Source organism: Peterkaempfera griseoplana (genome assembly GCF_001418575.1).
Lineage (GTDB): Bacteria > Actinomycetota > Actinomycetes > Streptomycetales > Streptomycetaceae > Peterkaempfera > Peterkaempfera griseoplana.
Genome location: NZ_LIQR01000404.1, coordinates 1 through 25,923, shown reverse-complemented (window position 1 = coordinate 25,923; position 25,923 = coordinate 1). Strand labels below are relative to the sequence as shown.

Here is a 25,923-nt window from a genome sequence, read left to right as displayed (position 1 = left end):
CTTGTGGGGGGACGGGGGGAACTCAGCGGCGCAGCGCGGCCGGCTGCAGCGAGGGGGTGTCACGACCGGTGTCGCGCTCCAGGAACTGGGTGCCCGGATCGACGATCTCGTCGATGGCGTCCAGGATCCCGGGGCTCAACTCGACCGTCGCGGCCTTCAGGTAGGTCTCCAGGTGGGCGTGGGTACGCGGCCCGATGATCACGCTGCTGACCGCCGGGTGGTTGAGTGCGAAGGCGACCGCCAGCTCGGGCAGCGTCAGGCCGTGGTCCCCGGCCAGCCCGGCGAGTGCGTCGGCGGCGGCAAGTTTGCGCCGGTTGCGCTCCAGCGCGATGTCGAAGCGGCCGGGGATCAGCTCGGCACGGGCCGACTGGGGCTGCTCGCCGCCGATGCGGTACTTGCCCGACAGCCAGCCGGCGGCCAGCGGGCCGTAGGCGAGGACACCCTCGCCGTACTTCCGGACGGTCGGGAAGACTTCGCGCTCGACTCCGCGGACGAGGAGCGAGTACGGCACCTGTTCGGTGTGCGGGGCGATGAGGCCGTGCTTCTCGGCCAGCCAGTGCGCTTCGACCTTCTGGTGGGCCGGGAAGACGGAAGTGCCGTAGTAGCGGATCTTGCCTTGCCGGATCAGGTCGTCGAGCGTCCGGATGGTCTCCAGCAGATCGGTGTGCTCGTCGGGCCGGTGCGCCTGGTAGAGGTCGAGGTGGTCGGTGCCGAGGCGGCGCAGACTGTTCTCGACGGCCTTGACGATCCAGCGGCGGCTGTTGCCGGCATGCTGGGGGTTGTCGCCGACCTGGCCGTGGAACTTGGTGGCCAGGAAGAGGTCGTCGCGGCGGTGCTTGATGGCCTTGCCGACGATCTCCTCGCTGCTGCCGTCGCCGTAGACGTCAGCGGTGTCGACGACATTGATCCCCGCGTCGAGCGCGGCTCCGATGATCTCCAGACTCTCCTTCTCCTGGGTCCAGCGGCCGAAGTTCATGGTGCCGAGGGTGAGTGGTGAGACTCGGACACCGGTGCGGCCGAGGTGACGGGTCAGCCCGATGGTCATGGGTGTGGTGGTTCCTTTCGGGGACGGTCAGAAGAGGCCGCTGGTCGGGGGCTCGGCGACGCCGAGCCGGTAGGCGCCGGCGACGGCGAGCTTCCAGTCGCGGGGGTTGTGGTTGGCGATGACGCGGGCGTTCCGCCAGTGGCGGTCGTAGCCCCACTCGCGGTTGGTCAGGGTGCCGCCGCCCACATCGAAGATCAGCGGTGCGGCCGAGAGAGCGGCGTCGATGGCGATGACCGCGGCCTCCGCAACGGCGACCGCGGCCCGGGCACCGGCCCGGTGTGCTTCCTCGCCCTGCAGGCCGCGCACCGAGTCCAGCTCCTCCGCGGCGAGCAGGACGGCTGAGCGCGCCGCGCGGGCGTGCGCCGATATCTGCCCGATGCGACGTCGGATGTAGGGGTCGTCGATGCTCTTGTCGGCCGAGCTGTGCTTGATGGGCCGGGCCTTCTCCCGCACCCACCACAGCGCGTCGTCGAGGACGCGGGCGGCGATGCCCGCCTCGATCGCCGCGAGGTGCAGTTGGGGATAGCTGCCCTGCCACGGGTTGTCCGCGACCGGCGAGTCCGCGTCGGCCAGGACCGCCTCGTCGTCGCCGACGAGGACGTCGGTCAGACGGGTGGTGCCGCTGGCGGTGAGCCGTTGGCCGACGGCGTCGAAGTCGTCGAGGCGCTCGACGCCCTCGCGGTCGACCGGCACCGTGAACCGCAGGACGGCACCCTCCGGGGTCTTCGCCGTCCCGCCGAACCAGTCGGCGTACAGCCCGCCGGTGGAGTAGTACTTCTCGCCGTTCAGCACCCAGTGGTTGCCGTCGCGCACGGCGGTGGTGTTCAGCGACCCACTGGCGCCGCCACTGCGCTCGTTCACGGTGCCGGTCAGAATGTGCCCGCGCCGGAGCCGGCTCAGTGTCTCGTCGCGGTTCGGGGTGTCCGGCCGCGACGTCACGGCCCACGCGGAGGCGAACGTGGTGCGCAGCGCCTGGGCGACGTTCGAGTCGGCACGCGCGATCTCGATGACGACCTCCACCGCATCGCGCAGGGAGCCTCCCGCACCGCCCTCGTCGCGTGTCACCACGGCAAGGGCGACGCCCGCACGCGCCAGGGCGCGCACGTCGTCGAACGGGTGGTCGCGCGTCTCCTCGCGTTCCGCGGCGGAAGCGGTCAGCCGCGTGAGGATCGGCGCAATCACGGTACGCAGCCGGGCGAGGGTCAGCGGCTCTGCGGGAGTCGAAGGACTCTCCGGCACAGCGTCTGCCACATCCAGAGTCATAAGGGCCTTCCGAGTGGTATCCGACGGACTTGCTGGCTTCGCTCCAGGAGGCGGGGGCCTGTCCTGGATCGCGGTCGCCTTCAGGCCGGACTCACAGCAAGCCGCCGGTGGGCCGGCTGCGGTCCGGGCACCGGCAGGCCCAAACGGTCGCGGAGAGTGCCCTCCGGGTACTCGCGGTGGAACAGGCCGCGCTCCTTGAGAATCGGCACCACCAGGGTGGCGAAGCGCTCCAGGTCGACACGTGTGTCGGCGAACATCACCGTGAAGCCGTCGGCGGCCCCTTGGCGCCACCACGACTCCAGGTCGTCGGCGATGTGCTCCGGCGAACCGACGACGAGCCGGTGGGTCCCGAAACCCGCGGTGTGGGCCACCAGTTCGCGCAGCGTGCGCGGGCCCTCGGCCAGCACGGCGCGGGTGTTGTTGTACAGACCGATCGAGAAGGCACTCAGGTTCGGCTCGGCCGGCACGTCCTCCAGCCGGATGACGTCGTCGGGTCCGAAGGCGTCGGCCGGCAGGCCGAGCGACGACAGGGCCGTGGACACGAGGTGCTCGATCGGGGGCAGCGTGGCGTTGAGTTCGTCGTGGCGGCGCCTGGCGTCCTCCTGGTCGGTCCCGACCAGCACGATGAGGCCGAGCGAGTACTTGATGCTGTCGGCGTCCCGGCCGTGTGCTCGCGCGCGTGCCCGGATGTCGTCACGGGAGGCCTTGGCCTTGGCAACGGTGTGGCCTGCGGCGAACACCACGTCGGCGTACCTGGCCGCGAGCTCCAGGCCGGCCGGCGTCTCGCCTGCCTGCGAGATGACGGGGCGCACCTGCGGCGAGGTGGGCACCGGCAGGGGGCCGGCGACGTCGAAGAACTCACCGAGGTGGTCGACGGCGTGGATGCGGCTCGGGTCGCCGAACTGCCCGGTGGCCTTGTCGGCGACGAGCGCGTCGGGCTCCCAGGCCTCCCACAGTCGTGTGACGACCTCGAGGAACTCGTGTGCCCGGCGGTAGCGGGCGTCGCGGTCGGGGTGGGCGGGCACCCCGAAGTTCGCGGCGGCCGCCGGGTTGCCCGTGGTCACCACGTTGAGCGCGGCACGGCCCTTGGTGAGGTGGTCAAGGCTCTGGAAGCGCCGGGCAAGGCTGTAGGGCGTGCTGTAGGTCGTCGAGACGGTCGGCAGCAGGCCGATCCGCTCGGTGGCGCCGGCGATCACGGCCAGCAGGGTGAACCCGTCGAGGCCACCGGAGGTTCCGGTGGCGATCTCGGGCCCGAGCGCAGGGCTGTCGCCCTGGAACAGGGCGTCGATGCCGGCTTCTTCGGCAAGCTTGGCCAGGCGCACGTAATGGTCGGCGTCGAGGTAGGCGTACGGGTCGGCATCGGCCAGCCGCCAGGCGGCGCGGTAGTGGCCGGGCGACATCAGGGAGAAGTTGAGGTGGAACTGGTCGCTGCTCATGGAAGGCTCCGGTTGGTTGGCCGGTGGAACGGGTGAACAGGGCAGCCGGAGACGGCGGTCAGCGGGAGGGCAGGCCGCGGCGTTCGAGGATGTCGCGGAGCTTGTCGCGGCCGCCCAGGGCGGCGGCGCCGGCGAGCCGGGCCAGGACGCGCTCCGTCCACGCGCCGGTGAGTCCGTGGGCGCGGTTGTAGGCGGCCAGCCGCTCGTCGTACGCGGACAGGCCGGCGTCGGCCGTGCCGGCGTCATAGGTCTCGCGGTGCAGGACGGCGGTCTGCGGGAGGCGGGGCTTGACGTCCGCGTCCTCGGCGGGGTCGGGGTGCCCGACCGCGAGCCCGAAGACGGCCACGCTGCGCGGTGGCAGGCCCAGTGCGTCGGCGAACTCCTCGGGGTGGTTGCGGACCGCGCCCACGAAAACCGATCCCAGGCCGAGTGACTCCAACGCCACGACCGCGTTCTGGGCGGCCAGCGCGGTGTCGATGACGCCGAGCAGCGTGGACTCCAGGTAGGCCGTGGCGTCGAGCGGCTTGCCGTTGCGCTCCGCGAGGCGGTGGTTGCGGTCGAGGTCGGCCACCCAGACCAGGAACAACGGCGCCTCGACGATGAACTTCTGCTGCGCCGCCAGGTCCGACAGCCGCCGCTTGCGCTCCGGGTCGGTCACCGCGACGACGCTCCAGGCCTGCAGGTTCGAGGACGTCGACGCCGACGACGCCGCAGCCACCACGGCCTGCAGCTCCTCCTCGGTGACGGGCGTCGGCAGGAACGCACGCACCGAGCGGTGACGCAGCTGGTGCTCGATGACCGGCGAGGTTGCGCCGAGGACGAAGTCCGGGTCGCCGTAGCGGACACCCGCCCGGCTGATCGTCGTGGAATCGGTGTGGGTCATGAGCACAGGCTCTCTTCCGGGAGGGGAACGGGATCGGGAACGACGAGGGGCTGGTCGCGGCGGGTGAGCGGCACGTGGACCGGTGATGCGGTGCCCGCCGGACGGGAGCCTGCCGAGCAGGACGCGAGGGCGGTGATCAACCGGCCGTTGCCGGACCTGCGCGCGGTTCCCGGCGCTGCGGGATGTGCCGGTCCGGCGCTCACCGAGTGCTCTCGAGTGCGCGGAGCTTGGGCAGCAGCTCGTCGCCGACGCGGATGATCTCCTGCTTGTAGGGCGTGTCCGACAGGACGAAGTGCGAGATGCCGAGCTCCCGGTAGCGCTGCAGTGCCTGCGCGACGTCGTCGGCCGAACCGACCAGCCAGGTGGTCCCCGCTCCGCCGCCGCCCACCGTGCCCGGCGTGGTGTACAGGCAGGTGTCGAGCACCTCACCGCGCTCGGCGAGTTCGAACAGGCGCTGCTGGCCCACCGCGGTCCTGCGGTTGCCGCCTGCGGCCCAGCCTGGGCCGGTCTCGGCCTTCTCGGCCATGCCGGCGACCTTGGCCTCGGCGTCGCGCCACGCCTCCTCGGTGGTGTCCCGGACGAGCGTGGTGATGCGCAGGCCGAACTCCAGCGGCTTGTGCTTGCGCTCGACCTTGGCTTCCAGCTTCTTCAGGCGCTCGATGCGTTCGGCCAGGCCCTCCAGCGGCTCGCCCCAGAACAGCTGCACGTCCGCCTCGGCAGCGGCCACCCGCTCGGCGGACTCGGATGCGCCGCCGAAGTAGAGGGTGGGGTGCCGGTCGGGGTAGCCGTCGGGGTGCGGCACCACGGTGGAGTTCTCGACGGCGAAGTGCTCGCCCTTGTAGGTGACGTTCTCCTCGGTCCACAGGCGCCGGACCAGCTGGACGAACTCGCGGGTGCGCGCATAGCGGTTGGCCGGGTCGGTGTTGTGGTCGCCGTAGGCCGCGAGATTGTCGAGGCCACTGACGATGTTGACCAGCACGCGGCCGCCGCTCAGGTGGTCGAGGGTGGCGGCGGAGCTTGCGAAGTGCGCGGGCTGCCAGTAGCCGGGCCGCACCGCGATCAGCGGTTTGAAGGTCGTGGTCCTGGCGGCCAGAGAGGCGCCCAGCGTGAAGGTGTCGGGTCGGCCCCAGCCGGTGCCGAGCAGCGCGCCCTCCCAGCCGTGCTCCTCGGCAGTGCGGGCCAGATCGGTGGAGTGGTCGAGTGTGCCCCAGCCCTGGTCCTCGCTCGCGTCGTCGCCGCGGTGGCCCGGCTCGATCTGGTTGGGTATGTACCACAGGTAGCTCATGTCGGTGTCCTGTTCCGTACCGGGTGCTGGTGGACTGGCTCGGGTGACGTCTTAGGGAAGCCGGGGAACGCTGTCGGCGATCGTGTCGAGCTGTGCGCTGCGCTCGGTCCTGGTCTGTCCCTGTACCTGCAGGAACAGCACGGAGCGGGCATGCAGCTGTGCGGTGTTGTCCGCGGGCAGTCCTCGGCCGGCGCGAGCGACCACGAGTGCGCGGCTGAGCGTCGTCAGGGTCTCTCTGGTGCGGATCTTGAGTGCGAGTCGTTCCTGGAGCGAGGCATCGGGATCACTGCCGTCGAGCACCGCATCCGCCAGCTCGTACGCCCGGGCACGCAGGCCCTGCAGATACGGGAGCCAGGCCTCGGCGACGCCGGTGCCGTGCGGTTCGCCGGCGATCTCGTCGAGGATGCGCCTGCCCAGACCGAAGAACTGCGAGCCGGCGTTGCCGGCGGTGGAGATGTCGCTGTGCTGCCAGTCGGCCAGCGGCGTCACGGCGAGCACATAGGCGTCCGGGACGACCACGTCGAGGATGCCGACGCGCTCGGTGCGGCTCCCGGACAGCGCCTGGAGCGCGAGCGGCGTCGCGCGGTAGTGCTCGTCGATCGGGACGAGAGCCAGGACGACCTGTTCGGACTCCGGGTCGACCGCGGCGAGGAGCGCGACCTCGTTGAGGCCCCAGCCGCTGAACCACGAGATCGTGCCGTTCAGGACCCATCCGTCGCGGGAGCGCTGCGCGGTCAGGTTGCCGGTCGGGTAGCGGCGCACGTCGCTCAGCGCTGCACCGATCAGCAGGTCACCGCGCAGCACCGGCTCGACCAGGGGATGGGATCCGCCGGCCTCGGAATTCAGCGTGCCGGCGATGCGCGCGACGGTCGGGGCGTGCTGGGCCCAGATCAGCCAGACATTGAGGTCCGCGTAGGCGAGCAGCTCGTGCAGCCGACGGTCGGCGTAACGGTCGAGGCCGGCACCGCCGAACTCCAGGGGCGCCAGGTGGTTGAGCAGCCCCAGGCCGCGAAGGTCTTCGATCGTGTCCCATGAAACGCCCTCACGGTCGGTCCGGAGCGCTGCGGGGGCCAGCTTCTCCAGGGCGTACTCCTTCGTGCGGGCCACCAGTGGTCGCTCGTCGGCGGCGTCGACCGCTGCCGCGGCGGTCACGGCTGGGGTGGTTGTTTCCTCAACGGCTGCTTGGGCCGGCATCAGCCGTACCTCCTGAACTGACGTGGGTTCTCACGGGATGCGTGGGGGTCGTGTTTGCGTGGGCGGCAACGCCTCGGGCCGATGGCGTCCAGCCCAGCTGCGGCCCCACCACGGGAACCGGCAGCTCGAGATGACGAAGTGTCTGCGTGGCATCGATGTCCTGGCCGTGACTGAAGTCGGCGATGACGTCATCGGCCGGCTCCACCACCGTGTCCGTTCGCCGATCAGGCCGGATCCGGCAGCGAGAAGGCGCTGCGCAGGGTCTCGCCGGTGCTCGGGACGAGCCTTGGCACGACGCCGGTGATCAGGGCGAGCACATCGTCCCTGCCACCCGCGGCCACGAGCTCGACGCCGTCCAGCCCGTACTGGGACAGGAAAGCCGGCAGGGCGGCCGCCGCCTCCGGCTCGGTCACGTCGACGCGGCCGACCAGCGCGACGCTCCTGCGCGGCCGGCCCGCTCGGGCCAGCGCGGCGGACAGGTCGGCATCGGCCGTCGGTACCGCCTTCCGGTCGACGACGACGACGTCGGCGTTCCGGGCGACGACGTCCCAGCCGAGGACGTCCACATCATCGGCGATGAGCAGCGGGCCGCCCTGGGGCGAGGCGGGCCCGTCCAGCGGACCGGCCACCCGGTAGTAGTCACCCTCGAAGTCGAGCGGCTCGATGAGGGTGTCCTCGGCGAAGACCTCTCCGTCCTGGTCGCCGACGAGCGCAGCGGGCGGGAAGGACGTCCACAGGCCCTTGAGGATCCGGGCGTACTCGTCCCAGCGAGCCGACCGGTCGCTGCCCGGCTTCGGGGCGACCGGGTCGCTGACCTCGTCGCCGTCGCCGGCGCGCAGGGCAAGCGCCGCACGCCCACCGGTGGCCCGGTCGAACGAGTTCGAGCGGCGCGCGAGGTTCGTCGGCGCGTTGTGGGTCGTCGAAGCCTCCAGGATCCACCCGGGATTCGACTGCAGCGCAGCATCCGCACCGGCCAGATACGAGGCGACGACCGAGGCGTCCAGGGCCTGGCCGGGCGCGCCGTCGAGGACGCGAATCGCCGTGACCCCGGCGTCCGTGGCTGCCTTGGTGATGTCGGCGGCGTCGGAGGGTGAGATGGTGCTGCCGACCAGGAGGTCGACGATGACGATGCTCATCGAGTGGTCTCTCTTGCTCAGCGCGCGGTCTCGAGCGCCTGCTCGGACACGTCGAACGCGATGGGGGCCGGCGGGATCGTGAAGCCGAGGTGACCGCGCAGCGTGTCCGCCTCGTATTCCTTGCGGAACAGGCCGCGGCGCCGGAGTTCGGGGATCACACCGTCGACGAAGTGGTCGAAGCCGGACGGCAGGACGTCGGGCATGACGTTGAAGCCGTCGGCGGCGCCGTGACGGAACCAGTGCTCCATGTTGTCGGCGATCTGCTCAGGCGTGCCGACGACGATGCGGTGGCCGCTGCTGCCTGAGAGTCTGCGGAGCAGCCCGCGCAGCGTCGGCTGCTCCTTCTCGATGATCGTGCGCACGATCTTGTAGAAGCTCTGCGAGCCGCCGGCCTCGTCCGGGTCGGTCAGCAGCTTCTGCGGAATCGGCCGGTCGAGGTCGAGGTCGTCGAGCGAGAAGCCGAGCTGACCCGCGAGCCGGGCGCGGCCGTATGCCAGCGGCAGCAGATCGTCGAGCAACTCCCGACGCCTGCGCGCCTCCTCCTCGGTGCTGCCGACCACCGTGGACAGGCCCGGCAGAATCACGACGTCCTCCGGTCGGCGCCCGAACGCAGCGGTGCCGGCGCGGATCTCGTCGCGAAAGGCCTTGGCGTCGTCGATGTCCTGGGAGGCGGAGAAGATGACCTCGCCGATCCGGGAGGCGAGGCGCTTGCCGTCGCTCGACCCGCCGGCCTGCACCACCACGGGACGGCCCTGCGGCGAGACGAAGACCTCCCGGCCGGCCCACTGGGCCACGACCCGCTCGGTGAAGTCGCCGGCGCGGCGGTAGCGCAGGGCGTGGTCGGGCTCCTCGTCACGGCCGAAGTTGCGGGCTGCGGCGGGCCCTGCCGTGGTCACCACGTTCCAGCCGACCCGCCCGCCGCTGATGTGGTCGAGGTCCCCGATACGGCGAGCCAGCTCGATCGGGTCGTTGTAACTGGAGGAGAGGGTGCCGATGAGGCCGATGCGCTCGGTCTGGGCGGCGATGCGCGCCAGCACGGTCGACGGCTCCAGGTTGTTGCCGGGACGGTGGCGGATGATCGGCTCGATGACCGGGCCGTCGGCCAGGAAGACTGCGTCGAGTGCAGCCGCCTCGGCCTTCCTGGCGATCGAGGTGTAGTGGTCGATCGAGTAGGCGGCGAGCGCGTCGCTGCCGGGCAGGCGCCAGGCGCCGCCGAAGACACCCGAGTTCAGGATGTTGACGTTGATGTGGAGCTGGTCGGCCATGCGGACCTCTCAGTTGTCGGCGGCCGCGGATGCGCGGCCCCGGTCATAGCCGTTGACGGGGGCCGCGCCGTTGACGACGTGGTCGCCGATCACGCGAGGCTTGTAGATGACGGGGTTGTGCGAGGCCAGCGTGCGGGCGTTGCGCCAGTGGCGGTCCAGGTGCGCCCGCTGGCGTACGGTTGAGGAACCGCCGGCGTGGAAGGCCAGGTTCGCTGCCTCCAGAACGATGTCGACGAGCGCGACCTGGGCAGCCGAGGTCTCGATGTAGGCCTGGGCGAAGGCCTCCGGGGTGTCGGCGGCCTCGGCGCTCTCCAGTGCCTCGGACACTTTGCGCAGCACGGCATCGGCGGTGAACCGGTGCGCGTACAGGCGCCCGACCACGCCGAGCACGTCGGGATCCTGCGTGGCCTGCTCGGACAGGGCGTGGAGACTGGTGCGGCTGCGCCCCCGCACCACGGCGGCGGTCTCGGCGACCAGGCTGCGGGCGATGCCGGTCAGGTTGGCCAGGTGCACCAGCTGCACGAAGGAGTTGAGCGAGCGCAGCTCCTCCTTGTAGCGGCCGAGCTCGCCGTGCTCTTCGACCGGCACCCGGTCGAAGACCGTCGTGCCGCTGCCTGTGAGGCGCTGCCCGATGCCGTCCCAGTCGTCGAGGTGGGCGACCCCGGGGTGCCGGGCGGGTATGACGGCGAACCAGCGGTTGCCCTGGTCGTCCGCGACCGCGACGCGGATGTAGTCCGCGTACAGCGACCCCGTCGAGTAGAACTTCGTCCCCGAGACGAGGTGCTGTCCATCGACGGTCTCGGCCCTGGTCGTGGTCTCGAACGCGGCTCCGTTGAGTTCTGACTGCGCGTTCCCGAAGACGGCGCCGCCGGCCACCTTGCGCAGCCAGTAGGCCGCGGTCTCCTGGTCCTCGGCGTGGCGCAGGATCTCGACCGTGGTGAAGTGACCCCGCAGGATCTGCGGCACGTTGGAGTCGGCTTCGCCGGCCTGCGCAAGCAACTCGAACAGCGTCGGGAGGTCCACGCCGAACCCCCCGAGCTCGACAGGTACCCGCAGCCGGCCGAAGCCGGCGTCCGTGAGGGCCCGGACAAGGCTGATGGGATTCTCGTGGCTGGAATCCCGCTCTCCTGCTCCTTCGGCGAGCTCCGCGAAGACTGCGTCGAACGCGGCCCGTGCCTGCTGAAGGGAGGGTGTGGCAACAGTGGTGTTCATGATCCTCGATCGTCAGAGGTGGACGAGTTTCCGACCGGCGATCGCCGCCAGCAGCTTCTGCGTGTACGGCGACGACGGCCGGCTGAAGACGTCGTCGACAGCCCCCTGCTCGACGATCCGCCCGTTCTGCATGACCGCCACGTGGTCCGAGATCGCCCGCACGACCGCCAGATCGTGCGAGATGAAGACGTAGGTCAGACCGCGCTCCCGCTGGAGGTTCTCCAGCAGCTGAAGGATCTGGGCCGCGACCGAGACGTCGAGCGCCGAGATGGGCTCGTCGAGCACCAGGATCTTCGGCTCGACCACGAGCGCCCGGGCGATGGCGACGCGCTGGCGCTGGCCGCCCGACAGCTCCGCCGGGTGCCGGTCGGCGAATGACGGCGGCAACGCGGCCGCCTCGAGTGCCGCCACGATCCGGTCGCGGTTGGCCTTCTTTCGCTTCCACGGCAGCTGCGGGGGCTGGAAGGCCCGCAGCGGCTCCTCGACCACATCGAACACGTCGAACCGCGGGTCGAAGGACGAGTAGGGGTTCTGGTAGACGATCTGGATGTCCTGGCGCAGCGGCCGGTACCCGCGCCGGTCGAGCCGGGTGATGTCCTTGCCGAGCACGGACACGGAACCCGAGGTCGCTTCCGTGAGTCCCACGAGCACGCGGGCCGTCGTCGACTTGCCGCTGCCGGATTCGCCGACGATCGAGAAGGTCTCGCCCCGGTGTACCTCGAACGACGTCCCGGCCACCGCGTCGGTGCCGCCGTACGACTTGTGCAGGTCCGTGACGGTGATGACCGGCTCGCGCCTCCCGACCGCTGCGACGTCGCGGACGGGCACCGCGCTCCGTGACGGCACCGCCCCGACGAGCCGCCTGGTGTACGGGTGCTGCGGGCTGTCGAAGATCTGCTCGGGGGTTCCGACCTCGACGAGGCGCCCGTGCTCCATGACGCCGATCCGGTCGGCGCGGTCGGCGGCGACCCCCAGGTCGTGGGTGACCAGGACGACAGCCGTGCGGTTGCGGCGGCGCAGGTCGTCGATGAGGTCGAGCACCTGCTTCTGGACGGTGGCGTCCAGGCCCGAGGTCGGCTCGTCGGCGATGATGAGGTCGGGCTCGCCGGCGATCGCGGAGGCGATCAGGACGCGCTGCTTCATGCCGCCCGACAGCTCGTGCGGGTACTGGCGGTACCGAAGCTCGACATCGCGGAAGCCGACGGTCTCGAACAGCTCGTGGACCTGTCGCCGGCGCTGCGCGGCGTCGAGGTTGCTGTGCAGGGACAGCGTGTCCTCGACCTGTTCACCCACCCGGCGCAGGGGGTCGAGCGAGACGGTCGGATCCTGCGGGATCAGGCTGACGGCACGGCCTCGCAGAGAGCGCCAGCCCTTCGGTGACAGCTCGGTCAGCACCTGGTCGCGGAAGGTGATCCTGCCGCCGGTGACCTGCCCGTTCTCCGGCAGCAGCCCGAGGATCGCATGGCCGGTGGTGGTCTTGCCCGAACCGGACTCGCCGACGAGCGCGATCACCTCACCCGGGGCGATGCTGAAACTGATGTCGTGCAGGGTCGGCCGGAGCCGCCGATGGACCTTGTAGGCGACGTTGAGGTTCTCGACCACCAGCAGGTGCTCGCCGCCCGTGCCGTCGACGCTCCCGGGTGCGGACTCGTTGGTGAGGGTCATCGGGAGCTGCTCCGATTGCTGACGAAGTGCGAGATGTGGTTGGTGGCCAGCACCGCCACGACGATCACGACGGCCGGCCAGAGTGTGAGCCAACTGGCAGTGGCGATGTAGTTGCGGCCGTCGGTGACCAGGCGGCCCCACTCGGGCTGCGGCGGCTGGGCGCCCAGTCCGAGGAAGCTCAGCGAGGCGATCCACATGATGGCCACGCCGAACTGCAGCGTGATGAGCGAGAGAGTCGGGGCGATCGAGTTGGGCAGCACGTGGCGCCGCAGGATCGCCAGTGAGGAGGTGCCGCTCGTCACCGCAGCCTCGACGTAGTTGCTGGCCTTGGCCTTGAGCACCTCGCCGCGGATCAGGCGGGCGAAGGTTGCCGAGGACGTCAGGCCGACCGCAACCGCGGCCTGGATGATGCCGAAGCCGAGGACGACGACGATGACGATCGCGAACAGAAAACCGGGGATCGACAGCACGACGTCGATCGCGCGCATGATCAGGGCGTCCACCCAGCGGCCGAACCATCCGGAGACGGCACCGATGAGGGACCCGACGACCACGCCGATGGCAACAGCCAGGGCGGAGCCGGTCAGCGATGGACGGGCGCCGTAGACGATGCGGGCGTACTCGTCATGCCCCAGCTGGTCGGTGCCGAACCAGTGCGCGGACGACGGGTGGAGGAACCTCGCCGTGGGCACGATGGCCAGCGGGTCCTGGCTGGTGAACAGGCCGGGGACGATCGCCCACAGCAGGATGATCGCCACAATCCCGACCGCCGGCACCAGGCTCCAGTGCCGGGAGAGCCACACCAGGCCGCTGACGACACGGGACGTGCCGTCGTCGGCGGGAGCCGGCCGCTCGGATGCGGCGTCGACGAGATCAGTGGTGTCTGCAATCGCGGTCATGACCTTGCCACCTCGACTGGGGCGCGCTTCTCGAACAGATCGGCCGCCTCGACGAGATCTCCGCCGAGTCCCTCGGCCGCCGCGAGCCGCCTGGTGCGAGCGGCGCGCGTGGTCTTCTCATCGAGCGCAATACGCGGGTCGATGAAGGGGTAGACGATGTCGGTGATGAAGTTGACGGTCACGTAGATCGCCGTCGTCAGCAGCACGATGCCCTGCACGACCGGCAGGTCCTGGGTGTTGACCGACGTCACGATCAGCTGCCCCAAACCGGCACGGGCATAGACGCTCTCGGTGACCACCGCGCCGGCGAGCAGTTCGCCGATCGTCAGGCCGAGCAGCGTCAGGATCGGCAGCAGGGAGTTCCGCAGGATGTCCTTACGGAAGATGTAGCCCTCCCCCGCTCCCTTGGCGTGCATGACATGGACGAACGGTTGGCTGCGGGTCAGCCGGATCGAGTTGCTCAGCACCTGCGCCAGTGGCCCCGAGACCACCAGCCCCACTGTCGCCGCCGGCGCGATCAGCGCCGTGAAGGTGTGGTTGTCCACCGGCGGGATCCAGTGCAGGTCGAAGGCGAAGACATTCAGCACGATGATGCCGATGACGAAGATCGGCACCGAGGTGGAGAGCGCCGGCAGGAAGCTGAAGACGTCCTTCAGCCAACCGAACTTCGCATAGTTGATCAGCAGCGCGACGATCACGGCGAACACCAGCCCGATCACCAGGCCCAGGCCCGCGAGCTTCGCCGTCGCGGGCAGGTTGAGCGTCAGCAGGCCCCACACCCTGCCGCCGTTGGTGATGGAGTAGCCGAGGTCGCCGGTGAAGAGGCCCCACAGATCCCGGACGTACTGCTCGATGAGCGGTCGATTCGATCCGTAGTACTCCAGGAGCGTCTGTGCTTGCTGCGGCGTCATCAGGGAGTCCGGCGCGTTGATCCGGTTTCTGATGGCGTCGCCGGGAAGCACGCTCAGGAGGATGAAGGACAGGGTGTATGCCGCCCACAGGACGGCGATCGCCTGTGCCAGTCGCTTGAGGATGTAGCGTCGCATGACTCTTCACCGGCCCCTTCGCTGATCGCCAGCCGTCACTTGCTCAGCCAGGTGTCGTACAGCCAGGCGCGAGCCGTCGACTCGGTCCCGAAGCCGTGCACCGCGGACGTCAGGCCGAAGACCTGCGTCTCGTCGTAGAGCGGGATGCTGTAGCCCTCCTGGTACAGGTACTCACCGGCCTCCTTGACGGCCGTCGCCCGCTTGGCCGGGTCGAAGATCTCGGCCTGGTTGCGCACCAGCTCGTTCAGCTTCGTGTCCGGGTTCTTCACGTCCTGGCTCAGACCGTTGGCGCGGGTGGTGTCGTAGTCGACACGAAGGACGTTCGGGTCGGCCGTCGAGGTCTGGGACTGGCTGAACGAGAACTTCTCCTTGCCCGTGCCGCCCGCCGCCTGGATCGCCTCGTACTGGTCGAGCGAAACGCTGTGGATCGTCAGGTTGACGCCGACCTTCTTCCACTCCGACTGCAGCACCTCGAGCACCTGCTCGGAGACCTGGTAGAACGGCGCGACCCAGATGTCGAAGTGCAGCTGCTGACCGCTCTTGTAGCGGTAGCCGTCCGGGTTCGGTGTCCAGCCGGCGTTCTGCAGCAGCTGCCTGGCCTTGTCGGGGTCGTAGGCGAGACGGCTCGACAGGTCGGGGGCGTCCGGCGTGCCCTTGACGAGCGGGCCGATCGGGATGCCGTAGTGCGGCGACAGAACGGTCTGGTTGATCTCCTTGCGGTCGGTGGCCGCGTTCAGCGCAAGCCGTACCTGCTTGTCGTCGGTGATGAGGCCGGGCTTGACCTGGACGGCGATCGCGTTGGTCTCACCCTGCACACCGAACGACTCCAGCCGGCCGCCGAAGGAGCCGACGGTCTGCTCGTCGGTGGGCGACAGGTTGCGGACGATCTGCGCCTGGCCGGACTGCAGCGCACCGATGCGGGTGCTCTCCTCCGGGACGTACTTGAAGTCGATCTCGCCCAGGTACGGCTGGCCCGTGTGGGCCGAGCCGGTCGGCCACGAGGTGTAGTGCGGATTCGGCTTGAGGACGACCTCGTTGACACCATCGCCGCCGGCGTACCTGAACGGGCCGGTGCCGACCCAGTTCTGGATCTTGCTCTGCCCTGCCAGGCTCTGCTTGACGTACGACTCGGCGAGGATCGTGGAGGCACGGTAGTTCGACAGCACCTGCAGAAAGCCGGCATCCGGCGTGTTCAGCTTGATCTGGAACTTGGTGTCACTGATGACCTCGGTGCCGGCGTAGCCGTTCCAGAACTGGTCGACCGGGATACTCAGCTTCTTGTCGCCGAAGCCGTGCTGGTCGAAGTTGTCCTTGACCACCTGGGAGGTCAGCGCGGTGCCGTCGGTGAACTTGACGTTCGGCTTGAGGTCGAAGGTGTAGGTCTTGTGGTCGGCGCTCACCGACCAGGAGCTCGCGAGCCACGGCACCAACGTGCCGGTCTTCGGATCCTGCCAGATGAGGCGCTCACCGATGTTGTCGGCGACCTGGCTCACCGACCACAGCGAGTTGGTGGTCCGCCAGTTCTCGTACTGCACCGGGTCGTAGAACGTCAGCGTGCCGCCGGTCTGCGGCGAACCGCCCCCCGAGCCCGGGTTCGAGCTACTGCCCGAGGAACCGCACGCCGACAGGAGCAGGGTGGAGGCGGCGGCGATGGCGCCGAGCGCAAGCACTGGGCGGTGCGTACGAAACGTGGTCATGGCCTGGACTTTCTTCCTTCTTGGGCCGCACGAAGCCGCCCGCGGCGGGCGCGTCGGAGCGCACAACGGCAGCAGGCAGCAAGGCATGGCAACGGGAAAGGTGGTGCGCTACGGAAGTGCACGCCCGCCCGGTGAGCGCGTCGGAGCGCACAACGGCAGCAGCAGGCGGCAAGGCATGGCAGCGCAGCAGGAAAGGTGGCGCGCTACAGAGAGTGCCCACCCACCCGGTGAGCGCGTAAGAGCGCACAACGGCAGCGGGTGAGCAGGAGCAGATAGCGCGTTACGGGAAGTTCTGCGACAAGGGGGCGCCGTCGCTCACTCACCAGGCGGCAAAATGCCGGGCGACAGTCGAGACGAGGCGAATGCGATGGACGGGCTGACGGAATCCGGCGATCGACCGATCGGGGCGGTCGACGGGAAGAACCGTCAGCAGAAGCGACACGCGCTGGTGGCGATCATCATGTAATCGACCACTCGGCGGCTGGTCAGCGGGGTCCACGGCATGAGCCAGAGGTTGGCATCCGCAGGCAGGAACGGTCAAGCGTCGCCCAAATCCCGAGACACGCAGGGGATTTGGGCCGAGGTTGGTCGACGGTGGAGAGGCGCTGCCGAGGCTGCCGCCGGACCTGACCGCCGAGGCAGCACCGGCGGAGCAGCTCCCGAGCGAGTCGGCGGTGCCTGCCACCGTCCGCGCTGCAGACGCGCAGCAGATCGATGTGCAGGCACCTGGTCAGCACGGCAGGCGGGGCCTGGGCAGCAGCGGCCTTCGACCGCCGTGCCACCGCTCACCGCCGCCGGCCATCTCCACCGGCCCCGTCCTCGGGCCTCGTGTCACACGCGACTCCGCTTGCCCCGCCGCTCCGGCGGAACCGGGTGCCACCCGCCCCTGTCACGTAGGGCGTGCACCGGGCGGATATGGCCCAAGGGGTCACCCGCGCCCGGCCGCGGCCTCGTCGATGGCCGCGATCACCTCGGTACGCCTTGGAGGCTGGCCCGACGCTCGGCGGACCACCTTGCCGACCGGGTCCAGGACCAGCACGGTCGGTGTGCGCAGGATCTCCAGCCGCCGGACAAGCTCCAGCCGGGTCTCGGCGTCGATCTCCACATGCACCACTCCGGGAACCGTGTCGGCGACCTCGGAAAGCACCCGCCTCGTTGCCCGACAGGGCTGGCAGAAAGTTGTGGAGAACTGCACCAGGGTCGCCCGCTCCCCCAGGTCGGCCGTCAGGTCTGCGGACGTGAGCCGGTCGGCCTCACCTCCCGGGCGTCGCCGCAGCCTGCCGTCCCTGACCATCTTCACCAGGCCGAAAGCGGTAGCCAGAACGAGCACAGCTGCACATGTCACCAAGCCGGTCATGCCCTCAAGTGTGCGCCACACGCAGGATTCTGAGCGCAGTGGCCGCTCGACCCAAGGGAATATCGCGTCGTAGAGTGGCCGCATGGACTCCTCCCCCGGGCTGCCGCAGCTGACCACGCGACGCGTGGTCGACCTGTGCCGGGCCACGGCCTCGAGCTGTCGCTGACCTCTCAGCCCAGCTCCTTCGCCGTCCCTTCCTGCTCCCGGAGTCCTCTGTGCAGATCGACCCCCGCGGCCCTCGTTTCGCCGCGCTGCTGACCACTGTCGTCCTCGCCGTCGCACTGATCACGGGCAGCGGCGCCCTGCTCGCCGTCCAGACCGTGGTCTTCGCCCTCGGCGCGTTCCTGGGGCTGCAGTACTCGCCCTATGGCTGGCTGTTCCGGGTGGCGGTACGACCCCGCCTCGACCCGCCTCGTGAACTGGAGGACGTCCGGCCGCCCCGTTTCGCCCAGGGCGTCGGCTTCGGCTTCGGAACCATCGGCACCGTCGGCTATCTCCTCGGCGCCGACTGGCTGGGTCAGGCCGCAACCGCTCTTGCGCTCGCCGCTGCCTTCCTCAACGCGGCCTTCGGTTACTGCCTCGGGTGCGAGATGTACCTGCTCCTCCACCGCACCCGAATCCGGCTGACCCAGGGCTGACCTTCACCCTTGCGGTGGGCGTCGGCCCCGCCCCGGCCGGGGTAGGTGGGTCGGGTGCCGGTCAGGGCCGGTTGGGTCCGCGAGAGGGCAGGGTCTGGCTGTAGACGACACTTGTCGTCGTGCTACCCAGGCCGGCCAGCTCGTCCACGAGCGTCTCGAGATGCTCCATGGAGGTCGCGGCCACCTTCAGGGTGTAGCAGTCGTCGCCTGTAGTGCGGAGGCATTCGAGGATCTCCCGCCGCTCGGCGAGCAGCCGGTGCAACGGCTGGTGCCGGTTGCCCGGGTACTTCAGCCGCACGACGGCGAGCACCGGATAACCGACCCGGGCCAGGTCCACCACCGCGTGGTAGCCGGTGATGACGCCCAAGGACTCCAGGTTCCGCACCCGTTCGGTCGTGGCCGACGCGCTGAGTTTCACGCGCCGCCCCAGCTCGCTGAGGGAGATGCGCGCCTCCCGTTGCAGCTGCTCGATGATCGCCCAGTCGGTGTCATCCAGATTCACGGCCATTCCAGGATTCTACCGGGAGAACCATGGGAGATCAGGGTTTCTGCCGGGAGGATTCGGTTCCGCCGTCCGTTATCGCAGGGATAGCCTCGGGCCATGCAACTTGGCGTCAACGTACCGTACTTCGGGCCGGGGACCGATCCCGGCGTGCTGCGCGAGTGGACGCGGATCGCGGAGGGGCTCGGCCTGGACCTCCTCATGGTGTCGGACCATGTGGCCGTGACCCCGGACGTGGCCGTGCGGTACCCGGAGCCGTTCTACGAGCCGTTCACCACGCTGTCCTGGCTGGCCGGGACCACCGGGCTTCGGCTCGGTACGACCGTGCTCGTGCTGCCCTACCGGCACCCGCTGCAGGTGGCACGGATGGCCGCCAGCCTCAACCGGCTCAGCGGCGGCCGGTTCGTCCTCGGGGTGGGGGCCGGCTGGGCGCGCCAGGAGTTCGACGCGCTCGGCGTGCCCTTCACCGCGCGCGGCAGGCTGACCGACCAGTACCTGGGCACGCTGCGGGACCTCTGGCGCGCGGAGCCCGAGACCGGCACCGGAGCGGTTCCGGTCTGGGTCGGGGGCCACAGCGAGGCGGCGATCCGACGCGCGGTCAGGTTCGCAGACGCATGGCACCCGCTGCGGCTCCCGCTGGCCCGGATGCGCTCCGTCCTGGCCGGCCACCCGATGCCCGGGTTCGCACCCCGCATCGCCCTGCGGTTGACCACCACCGTGGTCGACGACCCCGAACGGCCGGCCGGCACGGGCACCATCGAGCAGGTTCTCGACGACCTCGAGCAGCTCCGCCTGCTCGGCGCCGACACCGTCGTGTTCGACCCCTACCACGGAGATCCGGAGGAGACCCGCCGGCCCGACACGGCCTGGCAGGCGCTCACCGCCGTGGCCGCACAGTGGAGGACAGCATCGTGATCACCACCGCCGACGAGACCCTGCTGCGACGCGCCATCGGCATCGCGGCCCGCGCGGTCACCCTGGGCGACGCCCCCTACGGCTCCCTGCTGGCCGGCCCGGACGGGACGATCCTCGCCGAGGCCCACAACACAGTGCGGCGCGACAACGACATCACAGCCCACCCGGAACTGAAACTCGCCCGCTGGGCGGCCCGTGAACTCGCCCCCGAAACTGCTGCCCGCACCACCCTGTACACCAGTTGCCAGCCCTGCGGCATGTGCGGCGGCGGGATCGTCCGCTCCGGCCTCGGCCGGGTCGTCTACGCCCTCTCCACCGAGCAGCTCGTCGAGCTGAACCCGCAGTCGGGCGACTGGCCGACGGTGACACAGGACGGCCCGGCCCTGTTCGACGAGGCACGGGCCCCCATAGACGCCTACTACCGGCCGAGCTGAGGGCATCGACGGCTCACGCCGACCGGGCATCAGCCCACAGGGGGACGGTGAATCCCACGGTGCCGAGCCCTGCGATGCCGGCCTTCACCTGATGACCGGGGTGGAGGGGCGCGGCGGCTGTCGCGGCACCGGCCAGGACCGTCCCACCCGGCTCCAGGGCGATGCCGGCCCCGGCGGCGAGCCGGGCCGCGGCCTCCAGCGCGCGCATCGGGTGACCGAGGATTGCCTGGGTGGAGCCGGACTGCACGGCCTCTCCGTCGATCTCCAGGACGCCGAGGCCGACGGGGTCCACCGGCTCCTGCCACGGTCAGACCGCGTAGCGGGCGGCCGAGGCGTTGTCGGCGACGACCTCCGCGAGGTCGAAGCCGAAGGCTTGGGGCATCAGTGGTGGGCGGGCTGAACCACAAGGACACGGCGGAAGTTCTCCTTCCTGCCGGCCACCCTGGTCATCCTCGGGCCGGCCTGGCGGCGGACGGTGCGGCCGGGTCGGCACCCTGAAGGCCCGGCCCCCGGCGCCTCCGCGCCCCCGCACCTGGTCGGCGGTGCCCTGCCGGAGATTCCCAGGTCCGGCCACCGTCAACGGGGGCAGTTCCCGCCCCGCGCCTGGCCACCACCGGGCCCAGGAGCAGCGACAGGGCCAGCAGCACCAGGATGCCGACCGCCAACGGGGTGCTGCCGCCGACCAGTACCGTGAGGTTCTGCAGTATCAGCACGAAGAAGGTCACCAGACCGACCAGGCCCACCCCGCCAGCCAGGTGTAGAGCTGGTTGATCGGGTCGAGACCGGCGATCACCGAGATCACCAGCAGCGCCGCGACGACGACGGCAGTGGCGGTCGAGGCGCGGTACGGGGACCGGTGGCGCGGATGCGCGGCACCGAGCCGCGGGGGCAGGGCCTTCCTCCCCGACAGTGCGAAGACGTACCGGGCGACGATGTTGTGGAACGACAGGATGCAGGCGAAGAGGCTGGTGACGAAGAGCACCTGGATGATGTGCTCGCCGACCGCGCCGAGGTAGCGGTGGGTGGCGTCGGCGAGCAAGGTGCCGCTGTGGTCGGTGGCGGTCCGCACCGCGTGCTCGTCGCCGACGGCGGTGATCAGCGCCCAGCTGGAGACGGCGTAGAAGATGCCGACCAGGGCCAGGGAGAGGTAGGTCGCCCGGGGGATGGTGCGCTCGGGGTCGCGGGCCTCGTCGCGGAAGACGGCCGTCGCCTCGAAACCGATGAAGCTGAGGATCGCGAAGAGGATGCCGACCCCGGGCGCTCCGGAGGTGATCTGCCGGGGACTGACGATGCCGGTGGACAGGCCGCTGTCGCCGCCCTGGAACACGACGACGGCGTCGAAGAACTGGGAGTGACATTGGCTGCCGGACTGATGCGCTGACCTGGTCCTCCGCACTGTCGTTCGAGGGTCGCCAGGTGACTTCGAACACCACGGTGCCCCCGCTTCATCGGCGTCGCACCCGCGCCGGTGGCCCGGCTGCAGGCCCTTATCCGCCGCTGTCGGGCCAGGTCGTGTCCTGCCGTTGCCCCAGTCGCTGGCGCTCCCCGTAGGCTGCCTGCCGCACCACCTGATCGTCTTCCAGCCCCGCGCCCAACGCGCCGCCCACCGTCGCCATGGACGTGATGAACCATGCGAGGGACAGGTAGTAGGCCACGCCGGGTGCGTGCCCCAGCACCGGTCCCAGCGTGCCGGGGGCGAGCACGAACAGTGCCGTGAGAGCGATGAGCACGTACAGCGCGGCGTAGAGGAAGGCGATCCCCAGGTAGAGGGTGACGACCGTGGCCATGTTGTACAGCTGAGCCTGATGCCGGGCCAGTCTCCCCCTGGGGCGCTCCCACAGTTCGTGGTCGATGACGAGCCAGGCCACCACAGCGGTGATGGACAGGAAGGTGAGCGCGCAGGCACGGCCCGCACCGAGATGGCGGCTGACGTTCCAGACGTCGCTGCTCAGCAGACCGAAGGAGGCAGTTGCGAAGACGACGGCGAGAACCCTGGACAGGCCGGTGAACAGCAGCCACGGCCGGTTGGCCCGCACCATTCCGGCGAGCAGGCGCAGTCTCCCGCTGCGGCCCGGGAGCACGAGATACCGCTCCGTCCCGCCCTGCCGCTGCACACCCTCCCGTGCCGACGTCGGCCCGGCGGTCGCCGCGAGGAGTTCGGAGACGGCGTAGAGCGCCGCGTCGCGCGCCCGGGGGGAGACGCGGAAACACCCGAGTGAGGGCAGAGACACGAGGCCGACGCGCTCAGGCCGGCTCAACATCAGGACGACGGGCCGCGCGTTGGCCCGGTAGGGCAGGTCCGTGACGAAGAGGGCCAGGTCCCACGTTCTGTCGTACAGCCGTTCGGTGAGCGCCCGCACCATGCTCGGGGGGTCGGCCTGCGCGGCGAGCGCGACAGCACTGGAATTCACCGACACACGCCAGTCCACGTCCGCCCGGACTCCGCTGAGGAGGCCGACGAGATCAGCCTTCAGACGGCGCGCGATGTCGGTCGGCCACCCGGGATCGGACATCAGAACGAGATCGAGCGTCACTCGTCCGGTCGGGTCACACTGTTCTGGTGCGTTCATCGTTCTGGTGCGTTCATCCATCGCCGTGGACGGTGAGCGCGACTTCGGGGCCCGGCCGCGCCCGGGGCTGAGCGCTACTGCGGTGCTCGTCGACGACAACGCTAGGTCACACCGGGCAGTCCCGCACGGCAGCGCGCGCTCCAGGAGTGCCGACGCGAAATGTCGCCGTCTTCGCCCTAGGCTCGGACGCGTGAGATGGCTACGGGCGCTGGGAGACTCCATGCGCGCCGGGCTTCGCGTCGAACGGACGCGGCTGGAACCCCTGGTCGCACTGCGCGCCGCGGCCGGGGTGGCGACGGTGATCACGCTCGCACTGTGGCTGGTGTCCCCGGCGTACGCCGCCTCCGCGGCGTTCGGCGCGTTCTCGGCCGGCGCCTCCTCCTTCCAGCGGGGCTGGCGCCCGCGCAAGGTGGTCGCGCTGGCCGCCGGATTCGGACTGGCCATCAGTACGTTCCTGGGCTACCTGGTGGCAGGACACCTCGTGCTCTTCGTCCCGCTGCTGGCCGTGTGGACCTTTCTCGCGGGCATGGCCTGGGCGGTCGGACCCAACGCCGGCATCGTCGCAACGGCCACGGTGGGCATCATGCTCGTCACGATCACGCTGCCCACCGGCATCGGGCAGACGCTTGAGCACGCCGCGGTGATCGCGTTCGGCGGTGTGGTGCAGGCGACGCTGATCCTGCTGTTTCCCATCCGCAGGTGGGGGGCGCACCGTGACGCGCTCGCCGACGCACTGGCCGCCGAGGCGGACTACGCCCGCCGGCTGCGCCACGACCCGACGGGCCCCTTCGATCCGCAGCCGCTGATGACCGCGCGCAGCGCCGCCACCCTGACCCCGTCGCAGGCACGCTCTCGGCCCCGCGTCCTGCACGGTCCACGGGGCCTGGCCGAACGCATCCGGCCGACCCTCGCCGCGCTCGCCGACCCCCAGGTCGGGGCCCCGGCGGAGGGCCCCGGGCGGGACCGGGCACGGGAGTTGCTGAGCGCCGCCGCCGACGTCCTCGACGCCGTCGCGCGATCCATCCGTCACGGCACTGCGGTCCGGGTTCCCGGCAGAGCGCTCGAGGCTCTGCGTGTCGACGAGGAGGACGAGGTGCTGGACGGGCCCGCCCGCCGCGCGGCCGTCCGGCTGAGCGGGCTGCTGGGTGAATTGCTGGAGCTCGCCGACAGTCGTGACACCCGTACGCCTCCCACTGCGGCCGGTGCGGACGGGCAGCTCCTGGTAGAGCCCACGATGTTCCGGCTGGTGCCTGTGGTCGTACGTGCCATGCGCCGCGAGCTTCGCCCCGACTCGCCCGTGCTGCGGCATGCCGTGCGCCTCGCGGCGGTCTCCTCCCTCGGGTACCTGCTCGGCGCGGCGCTGCCCCTGGGCCACGGCTACTGGGTGCCCCTCACATCCGTGATGGTGCTGCGACCGGACTTCCACCAGACCTATGCGCGTGGCGTGGCGCGACTCGTGGGCACCGTCGTCGGGGTCGGGCTGGCGACCGGAGTCGTGGTAGCGGTCCACCCGGGCGCGTCCGTGTCCGGCGGTCTGGCGGTGGGCTCCGCCGCGCTGACGTATCTGTGCATGCGTACCGGATACGCCGTCTCGCAGTGCTTCACAGCGGCATACGTCGTCTTCCTCCTCGGCATGGGCGGCGAGACCTGGCAGCAGACGGGACAGGGCCGTGTGCTGCTCACCCTGCTCGGCGGTGCGCTGGCGATGCTGGCATACGTCGTCTACCCGGCCTGGGAGACACCTCGGCTGCGGGATCGGCTCGCGGACTGGCTCGGCGCGAACGGCCGGTATGCGGCTGCCGTGCTCCGCGCCTTCGCCGAGCCGTCCGGGAAGCGGCGTGCGGACGTGCGGCGGGCGCTGCTCGACAGCCGCGCCGCGAGCGCCGCGTGGGCCGAGGCGTTCACCCGGGCCAGCCGGGAGCCCGTACGGCATCGCGGTCTGACGCACCAGGAGGCCGAGGAGGCGCAGGACGCGCTGCGGTCACTCGGCCGGGCCGCGATGCTGCTGGAGAGTCATCTGCCCGACAGCGACGACGCCCCCCGCGTTCCGCAGGCGGCTCGGCTGGCCGACGCCCTGGAGAAGGACACCGCGCGCGCGGAGCGGAACCTGCGCGAAGGGCGCGACCTCACATGGGAGCGTGTCGCCGGTGTTCTCGACGAGTGGGAGACCAATGGGGGCGAGCAGGACCGGATCGTGCGGCGAGGGGCGGAGCTCCAGGCGCAGGCGCTGGAGGACTTGTCGACCGCCGTGAGCCGGACGCCGCTGGAGCGCGACGTCGAGCCCGCCCGGCGGGAGCGGCGTGAACACGCGGAGCAGTCCGCCCAGTGACAACTGCTCCGGCCGGCGGCGCAGTCGCTGCTCTCCGCTGGTCACCCGTGCGTGCCCAGGCGACGGGCTGTTCCTGTCTGCCGCCACCGCGGCGCCGCCGGACGGGTCAGGCCATTCGCCATCGCCTTTTTCTTCCGTCTCGTGATCTCATCGCCCGCCCTGTGTCACGCCAACCATGCGGACTCCTTGTGACGGATGTGCGGGGAGACATCCGAGCCGCCTACGGGAGCGGACGTGCCCATGCTGCCGGGTGCGGCCGAATGCCCCAGGTGCCGGTGGACGAAGTGGATGGCCATCGCGCCCTCTCCGGCAGCCGAGGCCACCCGCTTCACCGAGCCGCTACGGACGTCCCCGACCGCGAAGACCCCGGGCAGGCTGGCCTCCAGGGTCATGCAGGAGCGCCCTCGACCGTGCCACACCTCGGGGTAGGCGCAGGCTTGCCGGGCCTCCGGCCCGGTGAGGACGAAACCGCGGGAGTCGACGGCGATGGTGTCGGCGAGCCACTCGGTGTGGGGGTCTGCGCCGGTGAAGACGAACAGGCCCCGTACGGCGAGCGGGCGGTGCCGGCCCGTGCGGTTGTCGACCACGTCGAGCTCCTCCAGCACCTCCTGGCCGACGACCTCGGTGACCTCGGTGTGCAGCATGACCTCCACTCGCGGATGGCGCTCGACCTGGTCGATCAGGTAGCGGGACATGTTGGCCTCAAGGCCGCCCCCTCGGACCAGCAGGTACGCCTTCGGCGCGTACCCGGCGAGGAACAGCACCGCCTGGCCCGCCGAATTGCCGCCGCCGACCACGGCCACCGGGTCGGTGCGGCACTGCTGGGCCTCGTAGACGGTCGCCGAATAGTGGACGCTCGTTCCCTCCAGGCGTTCGATGCCGGGCACCTGGAGCCGGCGGTAGCGGGCACCGGTGGCCAGCACGACGGCGCGGGCGGCGATCTCGCTGCCGTCGGCGAACGCCACCACGTAGTGGTCGTCGTCCTTGGGGTGGAGACCGGTCGCCTCCGCCGGAATGCTGACCCTGGCGCCGAACTTGTCGGCCTGGAACAGGGCACGTTCGGTGAGTTCGGCGCCGGAGATCCCGGAGGGGAAGCCGAGCAGATTCTCGATGCGGGACGACGTGCCGGCCTGGCCACCGGTGGCCAACGCC

At 70.5% G+C, this 25,923-nt stretch carries 23 protein-coding genes; 4 read left to right on the top strand and 19 right to left on the bottom strand.

Going from position 1 to position 25,923, the window contains the following annotated elements; all coding sequences use genetic code 11:
* Positions 1 to 22: 22 nt before the first annotated feature.
* From AOK09_RS27545 to AOK09_RS27480, 14 genes are all read right to left on the bottom strand, one after another.
* Positions 23 to 1,045, bottom strand: a complete 1,023-nt coding sequence (locus tag AOK09_RS27545) for an aldo/keto reductase (protein WP_055589950.1) — start codon at positions 1,043 to 1,045, stop codon at positions 23 to 25.
* A gap of 27 nt (positions 1,046 to 1,072) precedes the next feature.
* Complete coding sequence (locus AOK09_RS27540; RefSeq protein WP_217698494.1) at positions 1,073 to 2,296, bottom strand: acyl-CoA dehydrogenase family protein; 1,224 nt, start codon at positions 2,294 to 2,296, stop codon at positions 1,073 to 1,075.
* Positions 2,297 to 2,388: 92 nt separating this feature from the next.
* Positions 2,389 to 3,744 carry an NtaA/DmoA family FMN-dependent monooxygenase gene (locus tag AOK09_RS27535; RefSeq protein ID WP_055589948.1) on the bottom strand — a complete coding sequence of 452 codons (1,356 nt, stop codon included), beginning with the start codon at positions 3,742 to 3,744 and terminating at the stop codon, positions 2,389 to 2,391.
* Positions 3,745 to 3,802: 58 nt separating this feature from the next.
* Positions 3,803 to 4,627 (bottom strand): NADPH-dependent oxidoreductase, encoded by an 825-nt coding sequence (locus AOK09_RS27530; protein ID WP_055589952.1) that lies wholly within the window; start codon positions 4,625 to 4,627, stop codon positions 3,803 to 3,805.
* Positions 4,628 to 4,826: 199 nt separating this feature from the next.
* The gene (locus tag AOK09_RS27525) at positions 4,827 to 5,912 is read right to left on the bottom strand and encodes an LLM class flavin-dependent oxidoreductase (protein ID WP_055589947.1); all 1,086 of its coding nucleotides are present in this window, start codon (positions 5,910 to 5,912) and stop codon (positions 4,827 to 4,829) included.
* A gap of 51 nt (positions 5,913 to 5,963) precedes the next feature.
* Positions 5,964 to 7,106 carry an acyl-CoA dehydrogenase family protein gene (locus AOK09_RS27520; RefSeq protein ID WP_055589946.1) on the bottom strand — a complete coding sequence of 381 codons (1,143 nt, stop codon included), beginning with the start codon at positions 7,104 to 7,106 and terminating at the stop codon, positions 5,964 to 5,966.
* Between the two features lie 224 nt (positions 7,107 to 7,330).
* Entirely contained in the window at positions 7,331 to 8,242 is a 912-nt protein-coding gene (locus tag AOK09_RS27515; RefSeq protein ID WP_055589945.1) for an LLM class flavin-dependent oxidoreductase, read from the bottom strand.
* A 17-nt stretch (positions 8,243 to 8,259) separates the two neighbouring features.
* Positions 8,260 to 9,507: an LLM class flavin-dependent oxidoreductase gene (locus tag AOK09_RS27510; protein WP_055589944.1), complete on the bottom strand. Its 1,248-nt coding sequence runs from the start codon at positions 9,505 to 9,507 to the stop codon at positions 8,260 to 8,262.
* A 9-nt stretch (positions 9,508 to 9,516) separates the two neighbouring features.
* Positions 9,517 to 10,719, bottom strand: a complete 1,203-nt coding sequence (locus tag AOK09_RS27505; RefSeq protein ID WP_055589943.1) for an acyl-CoA dehydrogenase family protein — start codon at positions 10,717 to 10,719, stop codon at positions 9,517 to 9,519.
* Positions 10,720 to 10,731: 12 nt separating this feature from the next.
* Positions 10,732 to 12,384, bottom strand: a complete 1,653-nt coding sequence (locus AOK09_RS27500) for a dipeptide ABC transporter ATP-binding protein (protein ID WP_055589942.1) — start codon at positions 12,382 to 12,384, stop codon at positions 10,732 to 10,734.
* Complete coding sequence (locus AOK09_RS27495) at positions 12,381 to 13,283, bottom strand: ABC transporter permease (RefSeq protein WP_055589941.1); 903 nt, start codon at positions 13,281 to 13,283, stop codon at positions 12,381 to 12,383. Before AOK09_RS27495 ends, AOK09_RS27500 begins: the two co-directional genes overlap by 4 nt.
* Complete coding sequence (locus AOK09_RS27490; RefSeq protein WP_063796089.1) at positions 13,280 to 14,329, bottom strand: ABC transporter permease; 1,050 nt, start codon at positions 14,327 to 14,329, stop codon at positions 13,280 to 13,282. Before AOK09_RS27490 ends, AOK09_RS27495 begins: the two co-directional genes overlap by 4 nt.
* A 35-nt stretch (positions 14,330 to 14,364) precedes the next feature.
* Positions 14,365 to 16,026, bottom strand: a complete 1,662-nt coding sequence (locus AOK09_RS27485; protein WP_055589940.1) for an ABC transporter substrate-binding protein — start codon at positions 16,024 to 16,026, stop codon at positions 14,365 to 14,367.
* Between the two features lie 928 nt (positions 16,027 to 16,954).
* Complete coding sequence (locus tag AOK09_RS27480) at positions 16,955 to 17,383, bottom strand: TlpA family protein disulfide reductase (protein ID WP_055589951.1); 429 nt, start codon at positions 17,381 to 17,383, stop codon at positions 16,955 to 16,957.
* Between the two features lie 215 nt (positions 17,384 to 17,598).
* Between AOK09_RS27480 and AOK09_RS27475 the strand changes: the two genes are divergently transcribed.
* A complete protein-coding gene (locus AOK09_RS27475) occupies positions 17,599 to 18,021 on the top strand; it encodes a DUF4395 domain-containing protein (protein ID WP_055589939.1) in 423 nt (140 codons plus the stop codon).
* Positions 18,022 to 18,082: 61 nt separating this feature from the next.
* On the opposite strand, the gene AOK09_RS27470 is transcribed toward AOK09_RS27475, so the two are convergent.
* On the bottom strand, positions 18,083 to 18,529 hold the full coding sequence (locus AOK09_RS27470) for an Lrp/AsnC family transcriptional regulator (RefSeq protein WP_055589938.1): 447 nt from the start codon (positions 18,527 to 18,529) through the stop codon (positions 18,083 to 18,085).
* Between the two features lie 93 nt (positions 18,530 to 18,622).
* Between AOK09_RS27470 and AOK09_RS27465 the strand changes: the two genes are divergently transcribed.
* Together AOK09_RS27465 and AOK09_RS27460 are read left to right on the top strand one after the other, a co-directional pair.
* Positions 18,623 to 19,438, top strand: a complete 816-nt coding sequence (locus tag AOK09_RS27465) for an LLM class flavin-dependent oxidoreductase (protein WP_055589937.1) — start codon at positions 18,623 to 18,625, stop codon at positions 19,436 to 19,438.
* A complete protein-coding gene (locus AOK09_RS27460; protein WP_055589936.1) occupies positions 19,435 to 19,872 on the top strand; it encodes a nucleoside deaminase in 438 nt (145 codons plus the stop codon). The genes AOK09_RS27465 and AOK09_RS27460 overlap by 4 nt, the downstream gene beginning before the upstream one ends.
* Positions 19,873 to 19,885: 13 nt before the next feature.
* Here the strand turns inward: AOK09_RS27460 and AOK09_RS27455 are convergent, their stop codons facing one another.
* The 3 genes from AOK09_RS27455 to AOK09_RS41415 all read right to left on the bottom strand — a co-directional run bounded on the left by AOK09_RS27455 (position 19,886) and on the right by AOK09_RS41415 (position 22,463).
* Positions 19,886 to 20,164 (bottom strand): fumarylacetoacetate hydrolase family protein, encoded by a 279-nt coding sequence (locus AOK09_RS27455; protein ID WP_055589935.1) that lies wholly within the window; start codon positions 20,162 to 20,164, stop codon positions 19,886 to 19,888.
* Between the two features lie 429 nt (positions 20,165 to 20,593).
* Positions 20,594 to 21,199, bottom strand: coding sequence for an APC family permease (locus tag AOK09_RS41420; protein ID WP_055589933.1), 606 nt, complete (start codon positions 21,197 to 21,199; stop codon positions 20,594 to 20,596).
* Positions 21,200 to 21,359: 160 nt separating this feature from the next.
* The gene (locus AOK09_RS41415; RefSeq protein WP_217698493.1) at positions 21,360 to 22,463 is read right to left on the bottom strand and encodes a hypothetical protein; all 1,104 of its coding nucleotides are present in this window, start codon (positions 22,461 to 22,463) and stop codon (positions 21,360 to 21,362) included.
* Positions 22,464 to 22,632: 169 nt separating this feature from the next.
* Between AOK09_RS41415 and AOK09_RS27435 the strand changes: the two genes are divergently transcribed.
* Positions 22,633 to 24,771 carry an FUSC family protein gene (locus AOK09_RS27435; protein WP_055589931.1) on the top strand — a complete coding sequence of 713 codons (2,139 nt, stop codon included), beginning with the start codon at positions 22,633 to 22,635 and terminating at the stop codon, positions 24,769 to 24,771.
* Positions 24,772 to 24,935: 164 nt separating this feature from the next.
* Here AOK09_RS27435 and AOK09_RS27430 read toward each other — a convergent pair.
* Positions 24,936 to 25,923, bottom strand: a 988-nt coding sequence (locus AOK09_RS27430; RefSeq protein WP_157876057.1) for an NAD(P)/FAD-dependent oxidoreductase, incomplete at its 5' end; no start/stop codon positions are given.